Source organism: Mesorhizobium sanjuanii (assembly GCF_002529485.1).
GTDB classification, from domain to species: Bacteria; Pseudomonadota; Alphaproteobacteria; order Rhizobiales; family Rhizobiaceae; genus Mesorhizobium; species Mesorhizobium sanjuanii.
The window spans coordinates 100,572-119,195 of record NZ_NWQG01000010.1; the positions used below are offsets into that span (position 1 = coordinate 100,572).

The window sequence follows — 18,624 nt, forward strand, 5'->3', positions numbered from 1 at the left end:
AGCGGCGACCGTCTGTGGAATGTTCCTGTAGCCTGTCAGGCTCCCTTGCCGGTGATGGCCGGGCTGAACACCATCAGGCTTAGAATCTCGAACAGCACCTGCGCCCCGGCATGGGCGGTGTTGGTGGTCGCGTCATATTGCGGCGCCACCTCGACGACGTCGCCGCCGACGATATTGAGGCCCTTGAGGCCGCGCAGCAGTTCGAGCACCTCGCGCGTCGTCAGGCCGCCGACTTCCGGCGTGCCGGTGCCCGGCGCAAAGGCCGGATCGAGGCTGTCGACGTCGAAGGAGACATAGGTCGGACCGTCACCGACTATTCTGCGCGCTTTCTCGACGATGGCGGGGATGCCGAGGCCGGTCACCTCCTCGGCGTGAACCACGGTCATGCCGGACTCGTAGGTGAACTCCCACAGGTACTCGGCCGAACCGCGAATGCCAATCTGGATGGTGCGGGTTGGGTCGAGCACGCCGTCCAGCACCGCGTTGCGGAACGGCCCGCCATGGTGGAACTTGGTCATGTCGAAAAGCCCGCTGGTGTCGCAATGGGCGTCGATATGGATCATGCCGACCGGCGCCTTCTTGCCGACCGCCTTCAGGATCGGATGGCTGATCGAATGATCGCCGCCGACGGACAAGGGCAGGACGCCGGCATCGACGATCTGGTTGGTGCGGCGCTCGATGTCGTCATGGCTGGTCTCCAGCCGGTAGCGGCTCTGGAAAGGCGTGTCGCCGATGTCGGCAACCCGAAGCTCATGCGTCGGCGCGCATTCCAGCACATGATTGTAGGGGCCGATGCGCTCTATGGCGCGCAGCGCCCTCGGCCCGAAACGCGAGCCCGGCCGGTTGGTGACCCCGAGATCCATCGGCACGCCGATCATCGCCACTTGCAGGTCGCCGAAATCCGGGTTCTCGGCTGCGATTTCGCGGTAGGGCGCGGCGAGGAAGGTCGGGATACCGGAATACGGCGCCAGCCTTGTACCGCTCTTGGAAAAGATCTTGTCGGCGACCTTGCGGAATTTCGGGTCGAACATCTCGCCGCCATGGCTTTCGCCATATTTGCGACGCAACGCTTCGAGCTTGCCGCTGTTATAACCCATGTCCGCTCCTCCTCGATGGCCTATCCAGTGTGGCCGTCGGTGACGCTTGGCGATGACCGTCATCCGGCCGGGTCGCTGTCCCGCTGGCTGCCTGCAGATTTCACGTCTTGATGCTGTTTCCAGGGAAAGTGTCGGGCAGCCGCATTGAAAAATCAATTGATATTGTTAGGGTGTCGGTTGTGAGAAAATCTCACAATGTCTCCGGGTTCCCATGGTCAAGCGTCTGCCTCCGCTGAATCCGCTGCGCGCCTTTGAGGCGACGGCCCGCCACGCCTCGCTGACCAAGGCCGCCGCCGAGCTCAACGTCACCCATGGCGCGATCAGCCACCAGATCAAGGCGCTCGAACAGTCGCTCGGCGTCAAGCTGTTCGAACGCACCGGCCAGCGAGTGACGCTGACACCGCACGGTGCTGAACTTTTGCCGGCGGTGTCGACCGCTTTCGACGGCATCGCCGCCGCCACCCAGCGCATGACCAGGCCGGCCAGCGCCGGCACGCTTTCGGTGGCCTGCGTGCCGGCCTTGCTGTTGCTCTGGATGACCCCGCGGCTGGGCAGCTTCATGGCCCAATATCCCGATATCAGGCTCACGCTGATCCCCTCCAACGACGCCAGGGACGTTCGCGCGCCTGAGATCGACGTCTGCGTGCATTATGGCGATGGCAGTTGGACCGACTGCTGGATGCGCAAATGGTCGGGCCTCGAACTGTTCCCTGTGGTCAGCCCGACGTTGATCAACAACCGGCCGATCCGCACCGTGCGCGATCTTGCCGACCACGTCTTCCTGCATGGCGACGACGGCCGCGAGTGGCACACCTGGCTGGCGGCGGCCGACGGGCTGGATCTGGAGCGTGGCCGCCGCCACCATCTCGGCGACGCCCGCACGGCGACAGAAGCCGCAGTCCATGGCCATGGCGTGGCGCTTGGCGATTCCGTCACCGCAAGCACGTTGCTCGCCAGGGGCATGCTCGTCGCGCCGTTCAGCCTGTCGGTGCCGGCGATCGATGATTTTTACGTCGTCTGCCGCAACGAGATGCGATCGACGCCGATCGTGCAATTGTTCATCGACTGGCTGTTCGCAGAGAAGGAGCAGGCCGACAGCCGCGCCGACGCACCGGTGGCGGGCCGCATCGGCATCCGCCGCAAGCGGCCAGCGCTGAGAGTGATCGGCGCCAAGCCAGTCTCCTGAGGCCGCCCAGATGAAATGAGGCCATGGCCGCAGGATTTTCTTTTTGTCGGGCCAGCCCGCAAAGCGGGCAGCGCTTTCGAAAATTCAATGCTAATAGGCATTTGGAGCAATCCAGGAAAAGTGCGCGGCGGCTTCCCGTGAAAAGCGCTAAACAAAAAAGCTAATGCATGTCGCCCAAAAGTGTGCAGCGGTTTTGGGACAACGACATGCATAAAACAAAGACCTAAAGCGCGTCGCATGTATCCGATTTACATGCGACGCGCTTTAGAGCGAGCAGCGAAGGCGGCATCGAGACATGGCAAAGACCGATATAGCGCGGCGCGTCTACAACCACACCTGGAAGCTCGACCCGATCGTCCGCAGCCTGCTCGACACCGATTTCTACAAGCTTTTGATGCTGCAGATGATCTGGGGCATGTATCCCAAGGTCGACGCCACCTTTTCGCTGATCAACCGCACCACCTCGGTTCGCCTTGCCGACGAGATCGACGAGGAGGAACTGCGCGACCAACTCGACCATGCCCGCACCTTGCGCTTCTCGAAGAAGGAGATGATCTGGCTCGGCGGCAACAATTTCTATGGCCGCAAGCAGATCTTCGAACCGGAATTCCTCGCCTGGCTGGAGAATTTCCGCCTGCCCGACTACGAGCTCTCCAGGCGCGACGGCCAGTACGAGCTCTCCTTCAGTGGCCCGTGGATGTACACGACGCTGTGGGAGATCCCGGCACTCGCCATCATCAATGAGCTGCGTTCGCGCGCCGCCATGCGGGCCTTCGGGCCTTTCGCGCTCGACGTGCTCTACGCCCGCGCCAAGGCCAAGATGTGGGCCAAGACCGAGCGGCTGAAGGCCTTGCCCGGCATCCGCATCTCCGACTTCGGCACCCGCCGCCGCCATTCCTTCCTGTGGCAGCGTTGGTGCGTCGAGGCGCTGAAGGAGGGCATCGGCGAGGCCTTCACCGGCACCTCCAACGTGCTGCTTGCCATGGACAACGACCTTGAGGCGCTGGGCACCAATGCGCATGAATTGCCGATGGTGTTCGCCGCGCTCGCCAAGTCGGAAAAGGAACTGAAGCAGTCGCCCTACAAGGTGCTGCAGGACTGGCAGCGCTATTATGGCGGCAATTTGCTGATCGTGCTTCCCGACGCCTTCGGCACCGCTTCGTTCCTGCGCGACGCGCCGGACTGGGTCGCCGACTGGACCGGCTTTCGCCCCGACAGCGCGCCGCCGATCGAGGGCGGCGAGAAGATCATTTCCTGGTGGCGCGAGAAGGGCAAGGACCCAAAGCAGAAGCTGCTGATCTTCTCCGACGGGCTCGAGGTCGAGACCATCGAGGAAACCTACCGCCACTTCCGCGGCAAGGTGCGCATGTCCTTCGGCTGGGGCACCAATCTCACCAACGATTTCGAGGGCTGCGCGCCGACCGAAACCAACAGCCTCGACGCCATCTCGCTGGTCTGCAAGGTGACGGAAGCCAATGGAAGGCCGGCGGTGAAACTGTCGGATAACCCGGCAAAGGCCACCGGTGATCCCAGTGAGATCGAGCGCTATCTCAGGATATTCGGCGCCAAGGACCGCGTGGAGCAACTGGTCAAGGTGTGAGGGGTCGACGGATGGCAAGAAGGCATTCCTGGTAAGCATGAGTTCCTTCGCCGTAGAGCGCCGTCTTCGCCGGCTAGCCCTTGTCACTCCTGCGCTTGCATTCCTTCCAACCCCCGCCTTCGCCCACGCCTCCGATCGCGGTCACGTGCTTCTGCTCCCGACCGGCTACTACGTCGCGGGCGGCGCGTTCGCCGTGGCCGTCAGCTTCCTCGTTCTGGCCTTGCTGCCGCCCGACGCGCTCGACCGCTTCTGGCGCCGGCGGCTAGCGCTTCTCACCTTCGGCGACGGCCCCCGCACGATCATCAGCCTGCTATCATTTGCCGGCTTTGCAATTCTTGTCGCGGCCGGATTGTTCGGCAGCCGAGATCCGCTTTCCAACCCGTTGCCGCTGGTCATATGGACGCTGCTCTGGGTCGGCCTGGCCCTCCTGCAAGGCCTGCTCGGCGATCTCTGGTCCTGGCTGAATCCCTGGTACGGACCTTGGCGCCTCGCAATCCGCCTGATCGGCAGGCGCGGCGACAAAACGCTGCAATCGCGCCTGCCTGCGTGGCTCGGCTGCTGGCCGGCTGTCATACTGTTCTTTGCCTTTGCCTGGTTCGAACTGATCGATCCGGCGCCCGACGATCCGGCGCGGCTGGCCTGGGCCGCCGGTCTCTATTGGCTGCTGAGCTTCGCCGGCATGCTGGTCTTCGGTTATCCCGACTGGAGCCGGCGTGGCGAATTCCTGACGATCTTCTTCGCCATGGTGGGGCGTTTCGCTCCCCTTGAGCGCAAAAAAGACGAACGCAGTAACAAAGGCTGGCTCAGTCTTTGCTGGCCGGGCGCCAAGCTGCTCGATGCCGCGCCGTTGCAGGCTAGCGGTATCGCTTTCCTGCTGCTTGCCTTGTCTTCGGTGTCCTTCGACGGCCTGTCGAGGACCTTCTTCTGGCTGGGCTGGTTCGGCATCAATCCGCTGGAGTTTCCGGGCCGCACCGCGGTGATGGGCATCGGCAGTTTCGGGCTCGTGCTGACGTTTGTTCTGCTTGCGGCTGCTTTCATGGCTGCCGTGGGCCTTGGCCAGCGTCTTGCCGGCGGCAAGCATTCCTTCACTCAGGCGGCGGGACTGCTGGTCTGGTCGATCGTGCCGATCGCGCTTGCCTATCATTTTGCGCACTATCTGACGGTGCTGCTCGTCGACGGCCAATATGCGCTTGCTGCTCTTTCCGACCCATTTGCGCTTGGCTGGAACCTGTTCGGCACCGCCGACATGGAGATCGAGGCCGGCGTGGTTGCCGGCGCCGGCTCGGCCTGGTGGTTGTGGAATCTCCAGGCCGGCGTCATCATCGCCGGTCACATGCTCGCCGTGCTTGTCGCGCATGGCCTCGCCTGGCGGTTGCACCCGGTTCCCGCCCGGGCCGCGCTCAGCCAATTGCCGCTCACTGTGCTGATGATCGCCTACACGGTTTTCGGCCTGTGGCTGCTTGCCACGCCGACCGCCGGATGAGACAAGGACGTCCCTCGATACCCCCTGGGGGGAAAGCTCGCTTGCCACGCCAGGGCTTTGGTGATTTAGTTTGTACACATGCAATTTTTGCATCCTCTGATCGAGGGTGCTCAAACCGCCTTATCGTTGGTCAAGACTGAAAAACAGGGGAACGAACATGGCTGACAAGAACGGATTCTTCGAGCTCTCCAAGACCAATCTTACCCGGCGCACGGCGCTGAAAGGTCTGGCCGCCGGCGCCGGCCTTGCCGTTGCTCCCGGCTTCGTGCGTTACAGCCAGGCGCAGAGTTCGGCGCCGATCAAGATCGGTTTCCAGTCGCACCGCACCGGCATCGGCGCCGCCTATGGCCGTTGGTATGAGAAGACCACGGCGGCGGCAATCAAGGCGATCAACGACGCCGGCGGCATCAACGGCCGGCCGGTCGAGGTGATCATCGAGGATGACGGCACCGATCCCGGCCGTGGCGCCGAAGTGGTCGGCAAATTCGCCACCCAGCACAAGACCGACATCGTCTTCGGCACGCTGTTTTCGCATGTCGTCATCGGCTCGGCGCCCGCCGCCGGCGAAGCCAAGATGCCCTACTTTGTCGTCAGCGAGGGCCACCACGTCGCCTCGACCAAGCTCAACCGCTACGTCTTCCAGCCCGGCATCACCGACGTGAAGAGCCAGATCCAGTCGATGGCGCCATGGATCGCCGCCAATGCGGGCAAGAAGGTGACGCAGATATTCCCCGATTTCGCCTTCGGCTACGACCACCGCGACTACCTGCCGCCGGCGCTGAAGGCGCAGGGCGCCGAGGTCATCGCCCAGATCGCCATCCCGCCGACGGAATCGTCCTTCACCAAGTATTTTCCGCAGATTCCGGCCGAGACCGAGGTGATCTACCACGTCATGGTCGGCCCGGCGGTGCTCACCTTCGTCAAGGAGCTTGGCGAGTTCTACGGCTCCAACCGGCCGCAGTTGTTCGGCTTCATCGATTCGCTCGAAGCCACCGACATCAACAGTCCCGGCCTCGAATTCCTCGACGGCAGCCATTTCTGGGAAGGCTCGCCGCGTTATGCCCAACCTGACGATTCCGCCGCGCAGAAGGCCTACCGCGCCGCCGTCGGCATCGATGACAATGGCGCCGCCGTCGGCGACCCGAAGGACGTCTCCACCGCCGCGCATATGTTCGGCTGCTGGGAAACGCTCTATGTCGTCAAGAAGGCAATGGAGGATGCCGGCTACAAGGGTCCGGAAGACCGCGCCAAGCTGGTCGAGGCGACCGAGGCCTTGACCGAATTCGCCGAGGGACCTGAGCATCCGCAGGGGCCCAAGACCTTCAACGGCAAGATCCACCAGTGTTTTGGTATCCAGAACATCTCCAAGGTCGAAGGCGGCCGGCTGAATGTCGTCCACAAGACCAAGATCGAGGACGGCCTCTACGAGCCGGAAGGGGATTACACGACGCAGGCGCTCTAGACACGGCTTTGTCTGTAAGCGTGGGAGCCAAGCCACCCCCCTCTGTCCTGCCGGACATCTCCCCCTCAAGGGGGGAGATTGGCCGTCATCGCTGCTTTCGCCAATCGCCAAGGCTGGTAGGCGGTCGCAGTCGCAGGAACTGCCAATCTCCCCCTTTGAGGGGGAGATGGCCGGCAGGCCAGAGGGGGGTGTGCCTCGCACCTCCCTTGGACGCGTAACCGATGCACTTCGGACCCCACCTTCTCCTCGCCGCCCTCGAGGGCCTCGTGACCTCCGCCGTGCTGGCGCTGACGGCGCTTGGCTTGTCGCTGGTGTTCGGCGTCATGCGCGTCGTCAATGTCGCCCATGGCGAGTTCTTCATGCTGGGCGCGGTGCTGGCCTGGGCAATCTCGACGGCGATATCGGGCCATCCGGCGCTCGGCTTCCTGGCCGCTCTCGTGCTGGCGCCGTTGATCGTCGGGGCCATTGCTCTGGTCGCCGAGCGGCTGGTGCTGCGCCAGCTTAATTACAATCCGGAAGCCACCATCGTCGCCACCATCGGCATGCTCTACATCATCCAGCAACTGGCGCTGACCTTCTACGGGCCCGAAGCGCGGCCGGTCGAGCCGCCCTTCAGCTATCGCATCCTGCTGCCCTGGTTCGGCTATTCCGGCTACAAGCTGTCGATCATCGCTGCTTCGGCGCTGCTGCTTGCCGCGACCTGGTTCGTGCTGACGCGCACGAAGATCGGGCTCGTCATGCGCGCCACGCAATATGACAGCGAGACGGCGCAGGCCTTCGGCATTCCGGTCGACCGGGTCTATGCCGGCGTCTTCGCGCTCGGCGCCATGCTGGCCGCGGTGGCTGCGGTGCTGATCGTGCCGATCAGCCAAGCGCATTACCTGATGGGGCAGGACCCGCTGCTGCTCTCCTTCATCGTCGTCATCATCGGCGGTCTCGGCTCGCTGCGCGGCACCCTTGTCGCCGCCGTGCTCATCGGCCTGTCCGACGGCATCATCTCGGTGTTCTTCTCGCCGACACTGGCCAAGATCATCGCCACGCTGCTGGTCGCCATGGTCCTGGTGTTCCGGCCGCAAGGCCTGTTCGGAACGGCATCGCGATGAAGGATGCTTCGCCGGCAAAACCCTATGCGCTGCATCTTGGCGTCATCGCCTTGCTCTTCGCCCTGAGCTTCGTCTTGCCGGACTATCATCATGGCCTGCTCGCCCGCATCATGGTGCTGGCGGTCTTCGCCATGGGCTACAACATGCTGTTCGGTTATGTCGGTCTGCTCAGCCTCGGCCACGCCATGTTCTTTGCCGCCGGACTCTATGGTGCGGGTCTCGCCGTCATCCATCTGGGCTGGAGCGTGCCGGCTGCCTTCGCCGTCGGCATCGTCTGCGGCGCGGTCCTCTCCTTGGTGATCGGCGTGCTCGCGCTGCGCACCTCCGGCGTCGCCTTCATGATCGTCACCATGATGTTCGCGCAGGTCTTTTACCTCGTCATCCTCTATTTCGCCTCATGGACCGGCGGCGACCAGGGCATGGTGGTGCCGCAGCCGGCGCGGGTGCTCAGCTTCGGCGCGACATCGTTGGAACTCACCAATCCGACCGTGCGCTATATGAGCGCGCTGGCACTGTTTTCGATCGTCCTGCTCATAACCCTCGCCATCGTCCGCTCCAGATACGGCCGCGTGCTGGTCGCCATCCGCGAGAACGAGGAGCGGACCAAAATGCTGGGCTATGACACGTTTTCCAACAAGCTCGCCGCCGTCGTCGTCTCCGGCACCATCTGCGCGGCTTCCGGTGCTGCCTACGCACTGCTGTTCGGCTATGTCGGTTCGAGCTTCGCCTCGGTGCAATATTCCATCCTGCCGCTGCTCTGGGTGCTGCTCGGGGGAGCTGCCACCACGCTCGGGCCGCTGATCGGCACGCTGTTCATGTACTACGTCGTCGACATCACCAGCGGCTACACCTCGGCCTATCTCTTGATCGTCGGCATCGCGCTCATTCTTTTGGTGCTGTTTTTCCCGAAGGGCATTCTCGGCACCATCCGCCATCGCTGGCTCGGGTGGCTGCCATGATGCCGCTGCTGACTACCAAGGGACTTTCGCGCAATTTCGGCGGCCTGCGCGCCGTCGACAGTGTCGACTTCGCGCTGATGCCGGGCGAGATCCGCGCCGTCATCGGTCCCAATGGCGCCGGCAAGACCACCTTCGTCAGCCTGGTCAGCGGTCGCATCCAGCCATCCTCCGGGATGGTCGTCTTCGACGGCGCCGACATCACCGGCCTGCCGGCCTATGCCAGGGTGCGGCTCGGCGTCGCCTATACTTTCCAGATCACCAGCGTCTTTGCCAATCTCAGCGTCTACGACAATGTCGCGCTGCCGGTGCAGCGCACGCTGACCGACGGCCGCTCGAAAGGCGCGGTGCAGGCCGGCGTCATAACGGCGCTCGAACGCACCGGCCTGGCCGACCGCACGCATATGCTGGCCGGGCAATTGTCCTACGGTCACCAGCGCCTGCTCGAAGTGGCGATGGGGCTGGCGCTCAAGCCGCGCCTGCTGATCCTCGACGAACCGACGCAAGGCCTGGCCGACAGCGAGATCGACAATTTCATCGAACTGGTGCGCGAGATCGCCAAGAGCGCCACCGTGCTCCTGATCGAGCATAATATGCCGGTGGTCATGCAGCTTGCCGATCGCATCACCGTCTTCAACGCCGGCAGGATCCTGGCCGAAGGCACGCCCGAGCAGATCCGCGCCAATACCGAGGTCCAGGACGCCTATTTGGGGACGACCCATGGCTGAGGCGCTGACGATCTCCGGGCTCGACTGCTTCTACGGCGAGGTCCAGGTGCTCTACGGCCTCGACCTCGCGCTGAACAAGGGCGAGGTGCTTTGCCTGTTCGGCCGTAACGGCGCCGGTAAGACGACGACGCTGAAGGCGATCATGGGTCTTGTCCCGGCAAGTGCCGGTTCGATCAGGCTCGATGGCAAGGAATTGACCGGCCTGCCTGCGCATGAAGTGCCGAAGGCCGGTGTCGCCTATGTGCCGCAAGGCAGGCGGCTGTTCGCCGAGATGACGGTGGCGGAAAACATCGAGATCGGCCTGATGACGCGCAACAAGGGCAAGGCGACGCGCGAAAACGTGCTCGATCTTTTCCCGCTGCTTCGCCAGCGGCTTAGGCAGCGCTCCGGCACGCTGTCCGGCGGTGAGCAGCAGATGCTGGCCATGGCAAGGGCACTGTGCCTCGAACCGCAAGTGCTGTTGCTTGACGAGCCGACCGAAGGGCTGATGCCGTCCATGATCGCCAAGATCCGCGAAACGGTGGCGAAGCTGCGTGATCTTGGTGTTTCGACCATCCTCGTCGAGCAGCGGGTCGATGCCGTGCTGTCGGTCGCCGACCGCGTCTCGTTCATCGAGAACGGCCGCAACCGCGAGACCGTCGATGTCGAGGAGCTGCGCGCCGATCCGTCGGCGGTCCGCCGCTATGTCGGCGTCGGCTGATCAGTCAAGGAACAGAAAGCCCGCGATCAGGAATATCGGGATCAGCACCGCGCCCGACCACGCCATGTAGCCGAAAAAGCCGGGCATCTTCACGCCGCGATGCCGGGCGATGGCATAGACCATGAAGTTCGGCGCATTGCCGATATAGGTGTTGGCGCCCATGAACACGGCGCCCGCCGAGATCGCCGCCAGCGTGGAAGCGAATTCCGTCATCAGATGCTGCGGATCGCCGCCGGCGAGTTCGAAGAACACCAGATAGGTCGGCGCATTGTCTAGGAAGGACGACAGCGCCCCGGTCAGCCAGAAATAGGCGAGGTCGTTGGGCTGGCCCGAGGGCGAGGTGACCAGCGAGACCAGCGGCGCCAGAGCGCCGTCATGACCGGCCTTCAGGATGGCGACCACCGGCACGATGCAGATGAAGATGCCGGCAAACAGTTTTGCCACCTCTGCGATCGGCTCCCAGTTGAAACCATTGGCCTCGCGATGGCTCTTGTACGAGACGCGAAGCGACAGGAAGGCGAGCGCCAGGATGATGGCGTCGCGCACAAGATCCTGCAGTTCGAGGCTGACCCCCATCACGGAGACACTCACGCCCGGCTTCCACAGGGCGGACAGCAGGATCGCGCCGATCACGCCTGCCAGCAATGGAATATTGGCCAGGCCGCGGATGCGGACCTTCGTGTCCGGCGTTGGGTCCTTGATCTTCGGCATACCGGCCTCGCGGCGGTGCAGGATTATGTCGATGGCCAGGAAGGTCGCCAGCACGACCCCGCCGACGAACAATGTCTCGCGCCACAGATTCTGCGTGGTCCAGAAGAAATCGACGCCGCGCAGGAAGCCGACGAACAGTGGCGGGTCGCCGAGCGGCGTCAGCGAGCCGCCTATGTTCGACACCAGAAAGATGAAGAAGATGGCGACATGGGCATTGAATGGCCGGTTGTCGTTGGCGCGCAGGATCGGCCGGATCAGGATCATCGAGGCGCCGGTCGTGCCGATGACCGAGGCGAGGACCGCGCCGATCAGCAGCAGTCCGGCATTGACCAGCGGCGTGCCATGGATGTTGCCGGCCACGAGGATGCCGCCCGAAATGGTGAACAGCGCAAACAGCAGGATGATGAACGACATGTATTCGGTGAGCAGCGCATGCAGCACCGCTTCCATGGCTGAAGACATGCCGAAAGCGATTGCCAGTGGCACAATCACCAGTGCCGCCCAGAAGGCGGTGATCTTGCCGTAGTGATGCTCCCAGGCGTGATGGAAGAGCAGAGGTCCGGTGGCGATCGACAGCAGCAGGCCGGCGAAGGGCAATCCCCACCACAGCGACATTGTTTGGCCCGGCAGCGCGTGGTTTTCAGCAGCGACAGCCAATTGCGGAAATGCGGCTGAGGCCAGGATGCCCGCCGCCAAAACCGTTACGAACTGTGAGAAGCCCCCTCGACGCCCCACGATCCGGTCAATCCGACAAATGGTCTTCGAGAGTGACGCCTGCCTGGCGCATCCGCTTCAGCATCGCCTCGACGGAGCCGTTGAGATCGATGCCGCGGCAGGCGTCGAGCCGCACCGTCGTCTTGAAACCCTGCTTGACCGCATCGAGCGCCGAAAAGGCGACGCAGAAATCGGTGGCAAGACCAACCAGGGTCAGCGTATCGATGCCACGCTCCTTGAGATAGCCGGCCAGGCCGGTCGGCGTCGTATGGTCGTTCTCGTAGAAGGCCGAATAGCTGTCGATCGCAGTGCGGAACCCCTTGCGGATCACCAGTTCGGCCTTGGTCCAGGCGAGCCCCGAATGAAAGTCCGATCCGAGGCTGCCCTGGATGCAATGGTCCGGCCACAGCGTCTGCTGGCCGTAAGGCATCTCGATCGTCTCGAAGGACTGCTTGCCCGGATGACTGGAAGCAAAGCTGGAATGGCCGGCGGGATGCCAGTCCTGTGTCAACACGACATGCTCGGTCCGCCGGATCAGGTCGTTGACGAGCGGCACGATCTCATTGCCGCCGGCCACCGCCAGCGCGCCGCCGGGGCAGAAGTCGTTCTGCAGGTCGATGACAACAAGCGCTTCGTCGGCCATGGGGCCTCCTTCTCGTCAGTCTCGGGCGCGGGCTCCGGTGGTGTTCCGGCGGAAGAAAGGCCGCTGGCGCGACCGGATGCAGAAACTTGACCAGATGGCCGGCTGCGTCAACCTCGACCGCGTAACAAATGCGTGCCGTAGCACGAATGCCGATGCCGTCGCAAAAACTCTGGCTTTGACAATTTCCACCGGCTTGATATCATTTGCATACGAATGAATTTGGCCGGTTCGGACGCTTGGGAATATCCATCGGCAAGGCCCCGCGAAGGCCGCTCTTATTGGAAGGCAAAGCGTGATCCGTTACGCGAAACCCACCACCGTCGACGAAGCGCTCGCTTTGCTTGGCGAGGCCTCGTGGCGCATCCTTGCCGGCGGCACTGATTTCTACCCGGCGCAAGGCAGCAAGCCTTTTCGGGAGAACGTTCTTGACATCAACGGCCTGGCCACGCTGCGCGGCATCGCCGAAACCGGCACTCATTGGGTCATCGGCGCGCGCACGACCTGGACAGACCTTGTCCGCAATCCGCTGCCCGCGGCTTTCGATACGCTGAAGCAGGCGGCCCGCGAAGTCGGCTCCGTGCAGATCCAGAACGTCGCCTCCGTCGCCGGCAATCTCTGCAACGCCTCGCCGGCCGCCGATGGCGTGCCGGCGCTGCTCGTTCTGGACGCCGAAGTTGAATTGCGTTCGGCGACGACGACACGGCATCTGCCAGTCCCCGAATTCATCCTCGGCAACCGCCGCACGGATTTGCAGCCGGGAGAAATGGTCACCGCCATACGTATTCCGAAATCAGCTACCGGCGGCACATCAGCTTTCATCAAGCTGGGCGCGCGGCGCTATCTCGTCATCTCCATTGCCATGGTGGCGGCGCGCCTCGTTGTCGAGGATGGCATCGTCAGTGATTCAGCAGTCGCCGTCGGCTCCTGCTCGGCGGTGGCCAAGCGCCTCTCGGGGGTTGAAATAGCTTTGCGTGGACTTCCGGCTGATGATGCGCTGGCCGCCGCAATCCAGTCGGCACCGATGGACGAGTTGTCGCCGATTGGTGACGTGCGCGGCAGCGCCGAATATCGGCTCGACGCCGCACGCGAGATCGTCGCCCGTGCCGTACTTGGCGCTACCGGCGATGCCGCTTACGACAAGGTGGCGGCGGCATGAATAAAGCTCAGCCCGACATGAGCAAAGTTCAGCCTGGCATGAGCAGACATCAGCCTGGCATAGCCGTGGAACGCGCCGACATCACGTTCGAGGTCAACGGCGCGGCCGTCAGCATCAGCGCGCCGCCGCTGCGCCGACTCTCCTCGGTGCTGCGCGACGAATTGCGCCTGACCGGCACCAAGGTTGGCTGTGACGCCGGCGATTGCGGCGCCTGCACGGTGCTGGTCGACGGCGAACCCGTCTGTGCCTGCCTGATGCCGGCGGCTTCGGTGGTTGGCACGGCGGTGACGACCGTCGAAGGCCTTGCCAACGGCAGGCTGTCGGCACTGCAGGCCTCGTTCCTCGACCATGGCGCGGCGCAATGCGGCGCCTGCACGCCCGGCCTGCTCGTCGCCGCGACCGCACTTCTCGACAGGAAACCTTGCCCGACCGAAACCGAAACCCAGGATGCGCTGGGTGGCATCCTCTGCCGCTGCACCGGCTATCGCAAGATCATTGCCGCGGTGATGGACGCCTCGCGTCATGTCGAAAGTCTCGACCACCGCATGCCGCAATCGGGCTCGGCCGTAGGCTCTTCGCCGATCCGCCTCGACGGCTTGCCCAAGGTCACCGGCGATGAAAAATTCGGTGGCGATTCCTTTCCGGCCGATGCGCTTGCCGTGCTGGTGGTCCGCGCGCCCCACTATCACGCCCGTTTCAGATTCGGCGATCTCGATGCCTGGATGAAGAAACACCACGGCGTCGTCGGCGTCTTCACCGCTGCCGACATTCCCGGAAAAAACTGTTTCGGCGTCATCGGCCCCTTTGCCGACCAGCCGGCCCTGGCCGTGGGCTTTGTGCGTTTTCGCGGCGAGGCGGTAGCGCTGATTGCCGGCGACCGCGAGGCCATCCTGGATCTCGACCTTTCCGACTTTCCAGTGGAATGGAGCGAGCTGCCGCATTTTCTGCTGCCATCCGAAGCGCAAGCCGGCGGCGCAGAGCTGATCCACGAACACCGGCCAGCGAACCTGCTCACCTCTGGCTACGTAGAGCGCGGCGACACCGAAGCCGCCCTTGCCGGCGCGGCCTTCACTGTTTCGGGTGCCATCGACACATCCTATGTCGAGCACGCCTATATCGAGCCGGAAGCCGGCTATGCCTATATGGACGGCGACACGCTGGTCGTCGTCGCCTGCACGCAGGCGCCCTACATGGACCGTGACGAGACCGCCAAGGTGCTCGGGCTCGCGGTCGACAAGGTGCGCATCGTGCCGACCGCTACCGGCGGCGGCTTCGGCTCGAAACTCGACGTCTCGCTGCAGCCTCTCATTGGGCTCGTCGCCATGAAAACCGGGCGGCCGGCCGCACTTGCCTACACCCGCAATGAATCGATGATTTCGACCACCAAGCGTCATCCGGCCGAGATGAGCGCGACCATAGGCGCCGATGCCGATGGGCTTGTCACCGGCATGGTCTTTTCAGGCGATTTCAACACCGGCGCCTACGCGAGCTGGGGGCCGACGGTGGCCAACCGCGTGCCGGTGCATGCCTCCGGCCCCTATCTCACGCCGAACTATCGCGCCGAAGGCCGCGCCATCCACACCAACGGTCCGATCTCGGGCGCTTTCCGTGGTTTCGGCGTACCGCAGGCGACGATCATGCAGGAAACCCTCTATGATGAGCTGGCCGAAAAGCTGAGCATTGATCGGCTCGATTTTCGGCTGAAAAACTGCCTTCGTAACGGCTCCGAAACGGTTACCGGCCAGAAACTGGACTCCGGGGTCGGCATTGCCGAGTGCCTTGAGGCGCTGCGGCCGCATTGGTCACGTGCGCTCGCCGATGCGGAGGCGTTCAATGCCACGAACGGAGCAAAAAAGCGCGGCGTCGGTGTCGCCTCCTGCTGGTATGGTTGTGGCAACACCTCGCTGCCCAATCCATCGACCATAAAGGTCGGCATTTCGGCTGAAGGCGATGTCGTCCTGCATCAGGGCGCGGTCGATATCGGGCAGGGCTCGAACACGGTCATTTCCCAGATATGCGCCGACGCGCTTGGCCTGCCGTTGGAAAAGTTCCGGCTGAAAAGCGCCGACACCGCGATCACCCCGGACGCCGGCAAGACCTCGGCCTCACGCCAGACCTTCGTCACCGGCAAGGCCGCCGAAAAGGCCGGCCGCGCCTTGCGCGACGCGATCCTGCGCTTTGCCAACGTGTCGGAGAGGGCGGCGATCGCCCTCGATGGGACAAGCCTGATCATCCGTGAGGGCGAAGCGATGCGGAATATCGATCTTTCCACGCTGGAAACCGACGCCGACGGCTTCGTCTTCTGTGCCGAGGAAACCTACGACCCGCCGACACTGCCGCTCGATGCCAAGGGCCAGGGCAAGCCTTACGCCGTCTATGGCTATGGCGCGCAGATCGCCGAACTCGAAGTCGACCTCAGGCTCGGCACCGTGAAGCTCATAAAAATCACAGCCGCGCACGATGTCGGCAAGGCAATCAACCCGCTACTGGTCGAAGGCCAGATCGAGGGCGGCATTGCGCAAGGCATCGGCATGGCGCTGATGGAAGAATACATCCCCGGCCGCACCGAAAACCTGCACGACTATCTCATCCCGACCATCGGCGACGTGCCGCCGATCGAGACCATCCTGATCGAAGTTCCGGACCCGGAAGGACCCTTTGGCGCCAAGGGTCTGGGCGAGCACGTGCTGATCCCGACAGCGCCGGCGATCCTCAACGCCATCCGCCATGCTACCGGCGTGCTGGTCACCAAGGTGCCGGCGACACCGAGCCGCATTCGCGCTGCCATCCGCGACAAGGAGGCGCGCCAATGAGCGAGCTTGCCGAACGTTTCGAAACGCACGACCCCGGCGAAAAGCAGGTGGCGGAGAAGATCCGCTGCGATGCCTGCCCGGTCATGTGCTACATCGCTGACGGCCGTACCGGCGCCTGCGACCGCTACGGCAATGTCGGCGGCCGCATCGTGCGCCTGGATCCGCTGACCATCCTCGACCACGCGGCCGAGACTGGCGGCACTGTCGTGCCTTTTGTCGCCGAGGGCGAGCAATGGAACGGCGAACTGGTCAATACCGGCCGCCGCTTCGTCACCGCGATCGGCGCTGGCACCACCTATCCCGATTACAAACCGGCTCCGTTCATTGTCAGCCAGCAGGTCGAGGGCGTCGATCTCGTCACCGTGGTCACCGAGGGCATCTTCTCCTATTGCGGCGTCAAGGTGAAGATCGACACCGACCGCCATTTGGGCCCGGAAACCGCGACCGTTCGCGCCGGAGGCGAGGCGATCGGCCATGTCACCACGGGCGAATACGGCTCGCAGATGCTGTCGCTTGGCGGCGTGCATCATTTGACCGGCGGCTCCAAGGCTGAGGGCCGCGCCACATGTGACGCGCTGCTCAATTTGTGCAACCGCAAGCCCGTGGAACTGACCATCGACGGCGGTGCTTCGGTCATCGTCGAAGCCGGCAAACCGCCGGTCATCGACGGCAAAGTCGAACACCGCATGCGGGTCGGCTGCGGCTCGGCCACCATCGGCATGTTCGCCACCCAGTGGCGCGGGCTGGTCGACGAAGTGGTGGTGGTCGACGACCATATCACCGGCGTCGTCTCCGAGCATCAGGCGGGCAAGGTGCTGGGCTGGCAGGACACCGGGATAAAAATCATCGGCCGACGCTCGACGCCGGGCCGCTATTTCAAAGTGTCGGAGCCCGGCCTTGGCTGGGGCGGCACCAGCATTTCCGACCCGCTGTCGATCCTCGGCGAATGGAATGCCAAGAAGGGCGCGCGCCCTGGCCTGTCGATGCTGATGGTCTCGACCACCGGCGAGCAATTCGCCTATTACGAACTCGACGACGAGCTGAAGCCGGTCGAAAAACCGTTCCCGAACCGACTGCAGAAATCCGTCGGCCTGATCGAGGACAATTGCGAGCCGGCGCTTTGTACCGTGCTGTTCATCGGCGGCGCCGGCGGCTCGCTGCGCGCCGGCGTCACGGAGAACCCGGTCAACCTGACCCGTTCGGTGCAAGGCCTAAAGACCTATGTCACTGTGGGCGGCGCGCCGGTCTATGTCTGGCCGGGCGGCGGCATCACGCTGATGGTCGATGTCATCAGAGTGCCGGAAGGCGCCTTCGGCTATGTGCCGACGCCGGCGCTGGTGGCGCCGATCGAGTTCACCTTGCGTCGCGACGACTATGTCAGGCTGGGCGGCTACGAGGCCGAAATCCGCAGCGTCGAGGACATCCTTGCCAAGGGCGGCGAGTATCTCAACCCGCGTCGCGGCACCGGTGCGCCGGCGAGCAATCCCTGGCCGCCGCTGGCGCAATTGCGGCGCGCCGCCGCGAATGGAGCCACGTGATGAACGGCCCGCAGGCGCATTGGCTAGAGGGCGGCAAGCGGCTGCATCTAAATCACGGCCCGATCGACCTGATCGTAGAAGCCTTTGGTGATGCCGGCGAATGTGCTGCTGCCTATCGACAGGCGGTGACGCGCTTCCAGACCATTCTCGTGGAACTGGTCGACGAACTTACCGAACTGCGCAAGCCGGCGAGCCTTGATCCGCGGGCTTTCGCCGGGCCGACAGCCCAGCGCATGGAAATCGCGGTCTCACCGCTGGCGCAAAGTTTCATCACGCCAATGGCCGCGGTCGCCGGTTCGGTAGCCGACGAAATTCTTGCCGCTTTGCTTGCCGGAAGAAAGCTCGACCGCGCCTATGCCAACAATGGCGGCGACAGCGCGATTCATCTTGGCCCGGGCCAGTCCATAACCCTCGCCATCGCCGGGACCGGCCACGGTCTTGCAGACCGCATCACCATCCGCGCCGAGGATGAGGTTCGCGGTGTCGCGACCAGCGGCTGGCGCGGCCGTTCGTTTTCGCTGGGCATCGCTGACGCGGTCACCGTTCTGGCGCGGACGGGGGCTGAAGCCGATGCCGCTGCCACTCTGATCGCCAATGCCGTCGACCTGCCCGGCCACCCCGCCATCAGGCGCGTGGCCGCGCGCGAATTGGCGCCGGATAGCGATTTGGGCGACCGGCCGGTTACAACTTCTGTCGGCCCGCTTTCACCTGCTGAAATCGCCACCGCACTGGAC

15 protein-coding genes are annotated in these 18,624 nt (G+C 63.9%); 12 read left to right on the plus strand and 3 right to left on the minus strand.

Annotation, left to right across the window (positions count from 1 at the left end; all coding sequences use genetic code 11):
• Window positions 1–35 precede the first annotated feature (35 nt).
• Window positions 36–1,097, minus strand: a complete 1,062-nt coding sequence (gene speB, locus CN311_RS02210) for an agmatinase (RefSeq protein ID WP_097571790.1) — start codon at window positions 1,095–1,097, stop codon at window positions 36–38.
• Between the two features lie 211 nt (window positions 1,098–1,308).
• Between speB and gcvA the strand changes: the two genes are divergently transcribed.
• The 8 genes from gcvA (at window position 1,309) to CN311_RS02250 (ending at window position 10,315) form a co-directional block, all read left to right on the plus strand.
• Complete coding sequence (gcvA, locus tag CN311_RS02215) at window positions 1,309–2,283, plus strand: transcriptional regulator GcvA (protein WP_097571791.1); 975 nt, start codon at window positions 1,309–1,311, stop codon at window positions 2,281–2,283.
• A 295-nt stretch (window positions 2,284–2,578) separates the two neighbouring features.
• The gene (gene pncB, locus CN311_RS02220; RefSeq protein ID WP_097571792.1) at window positions 2,579–3,883 is read left to right on the plus strand and encodes a nicotinate phosphoribosyltransferase; all 1,305 of its coding nucleotides are present in this window, start codon (window positions 2,579–2,581) and stop codon (window positions 3,881–3,883) included.
• A 37-nt stretch (window positions 3,884–3,920) separates the two neighbouring features.
• The gene (locus CN311_RS02225) at window positions 3,921–5,366 is read left to right on the plus strand and encodes a hypothetical protein (protein ID WP_097571793.1); all 1,446 of its coding nucleotides are present in this window, start codon (window positions 3,921–3,923) and stop codon (window positions 5,364–5,366) included.
• Between the two features lie 157 nt (window positions 5,367–5,523).
• On the plus strand, window positions 5,524–6,828 hold the full coding sequence (locus CN311_RS02230) for an ABC transporter substrate-binding protein (RefSeq protein WP_097571794.1): 1,305 nt from the start codon (window positions 5,524–5,526) through the stop codon (window positions 6,826–6,828).
• A 221-nt stretch (window positions 6,829–7,049) separates the two neighbouring features.
• Complete coding sequence (locus CN311_RS02235; protein WP_097571795.1) at window positions 7,050–7,931, plus strand: branched-chain amino acid ABC transporter permease; 882 nt, start codon at window positions 7,050–7,052, stop codon at window positions 7,929–7,931.
• On the plus strand, window positions 7,928–8,890 hold the full coding sequence (locus CN311_RS02240) for a branched-chain amino acid ABC transporter permease (RefSeq protein ID WP_097571796.1): 963 nt from the start codon (window positions 7,928–7,930) through the stop codon (window positions 8,888–8,890). Before CN311_RS02235 ends, CN311_RS02240 begins: the two co-directional genes overlap by 4 nt.
• Window positions 8,887–9,615 (plus strand): ABC transporter ATP-binding protein, encoded by a 729-nt coding sequence (locus tag CN311_RS02245; RefSeq protein WP_097571820.1) that lies wholly within the window; start codon window positions 8,887–8,889, stop codon window positions 9,613–9,615. Before CN311_RS02240 ends, CN311_RS02245 begins: the two co-directional genes overlap by 4 nt.
• On the plus strand, window positions 9,608–10,315 hold the full coding sequence (locus tag CN311_RS02250; RefSeq protein WP_097571797.1) for an ABC transporter ATP-binding protein: 708 nt from the start codon (window positions 9,608–9,610) through the stop codon (window positions 10,313–10,315). The genes CN311_RS02245 and CN311_RS02250 overlap by 8 nt, the downstream gene beginning before the upstream one ends.
• Here the strand turns inward: CN311_RS02250 and CN311_RS02255 are convergent, their stop codons facing one another.
• On the minus strand, window positions 10,316–11,641 hold the full coding sequence (locus CN311_RS02255) for a sodium:proton antiporter (protein WP_342586596.1): 1,326 nt from the start codon (window positions 11,639–11,641) through the stop codon (window positions 10,316–10,318).
• Between the two features lie 127 nt (window positions 11,642–11,768).
• Window positions 11,769–12,383, minus strand: coding sequence for a bifunctional nicotinamidase/pyrazinamidase (pncA, locus tag CN311_RS02260; protein ID WP_097571799.1), 615 nt, complete (start codon window positions 12,381–12,383; stop codon window positions 11,769–11,771).
• A 292-nt stretch (window positions 12,384–12,675) separates the two neighbouring features.
• On the opposite strand from pncA, the gene CN311_RS02265 reads away from it, so the two are divergent.
• The 4 genes from CN311_RS02265 to CN311_RS02280 all read left to right on the plus strand — a co-directional run.
• Window positions 12,676–13,539, plus strand: coding sequence for an FAD binding domain-containing protein (locus CN311_RS02265; RefSeq protein WP_097571800.1), 864 nt, complete (start codon window positions 12,676–12,678; stop codon window positions 13,537–13,539).
• 38 nt (window positions 13,540–13,577) lie between these two features.
• Window positions 13,578–16,352 (plus strand): molybdopterin-dependent oxidoreductase, encoded by a 2,775-nt coding sequence (locus CN311_RS02270; protein ID WP_165779560.1) that lies wholly within the window; start codon window positions 13,578–13,580, stop codon window positions 16,350–16,352.
• Window positions 16,349–17,890: a 6-hydroxynicotinate reductase gene (locus tag CN311_RS02275; protein WP_097571802.1), complete on the plus strand. Its 1,542-nt coding sequence runs from the start codon at window positions 16,349–16,351 to the stop codon at window positions 17,888–17,890. Before CN311_RS02270 ends, CN311_RS02275 begins: the two co-directional genes overlap by 4 nt.
• Window positions 17,890–18,624, plus strand: a 735-nt coding sequence (locus CN311_RS02280; protein WP_097571803.1) for a UPF0280 family protein, incomplete at its 3' end; no start/stop codon positions are given. The genes CN311_RS02275 and CN311_RS02280, both read left to right, overlap by 1 nt.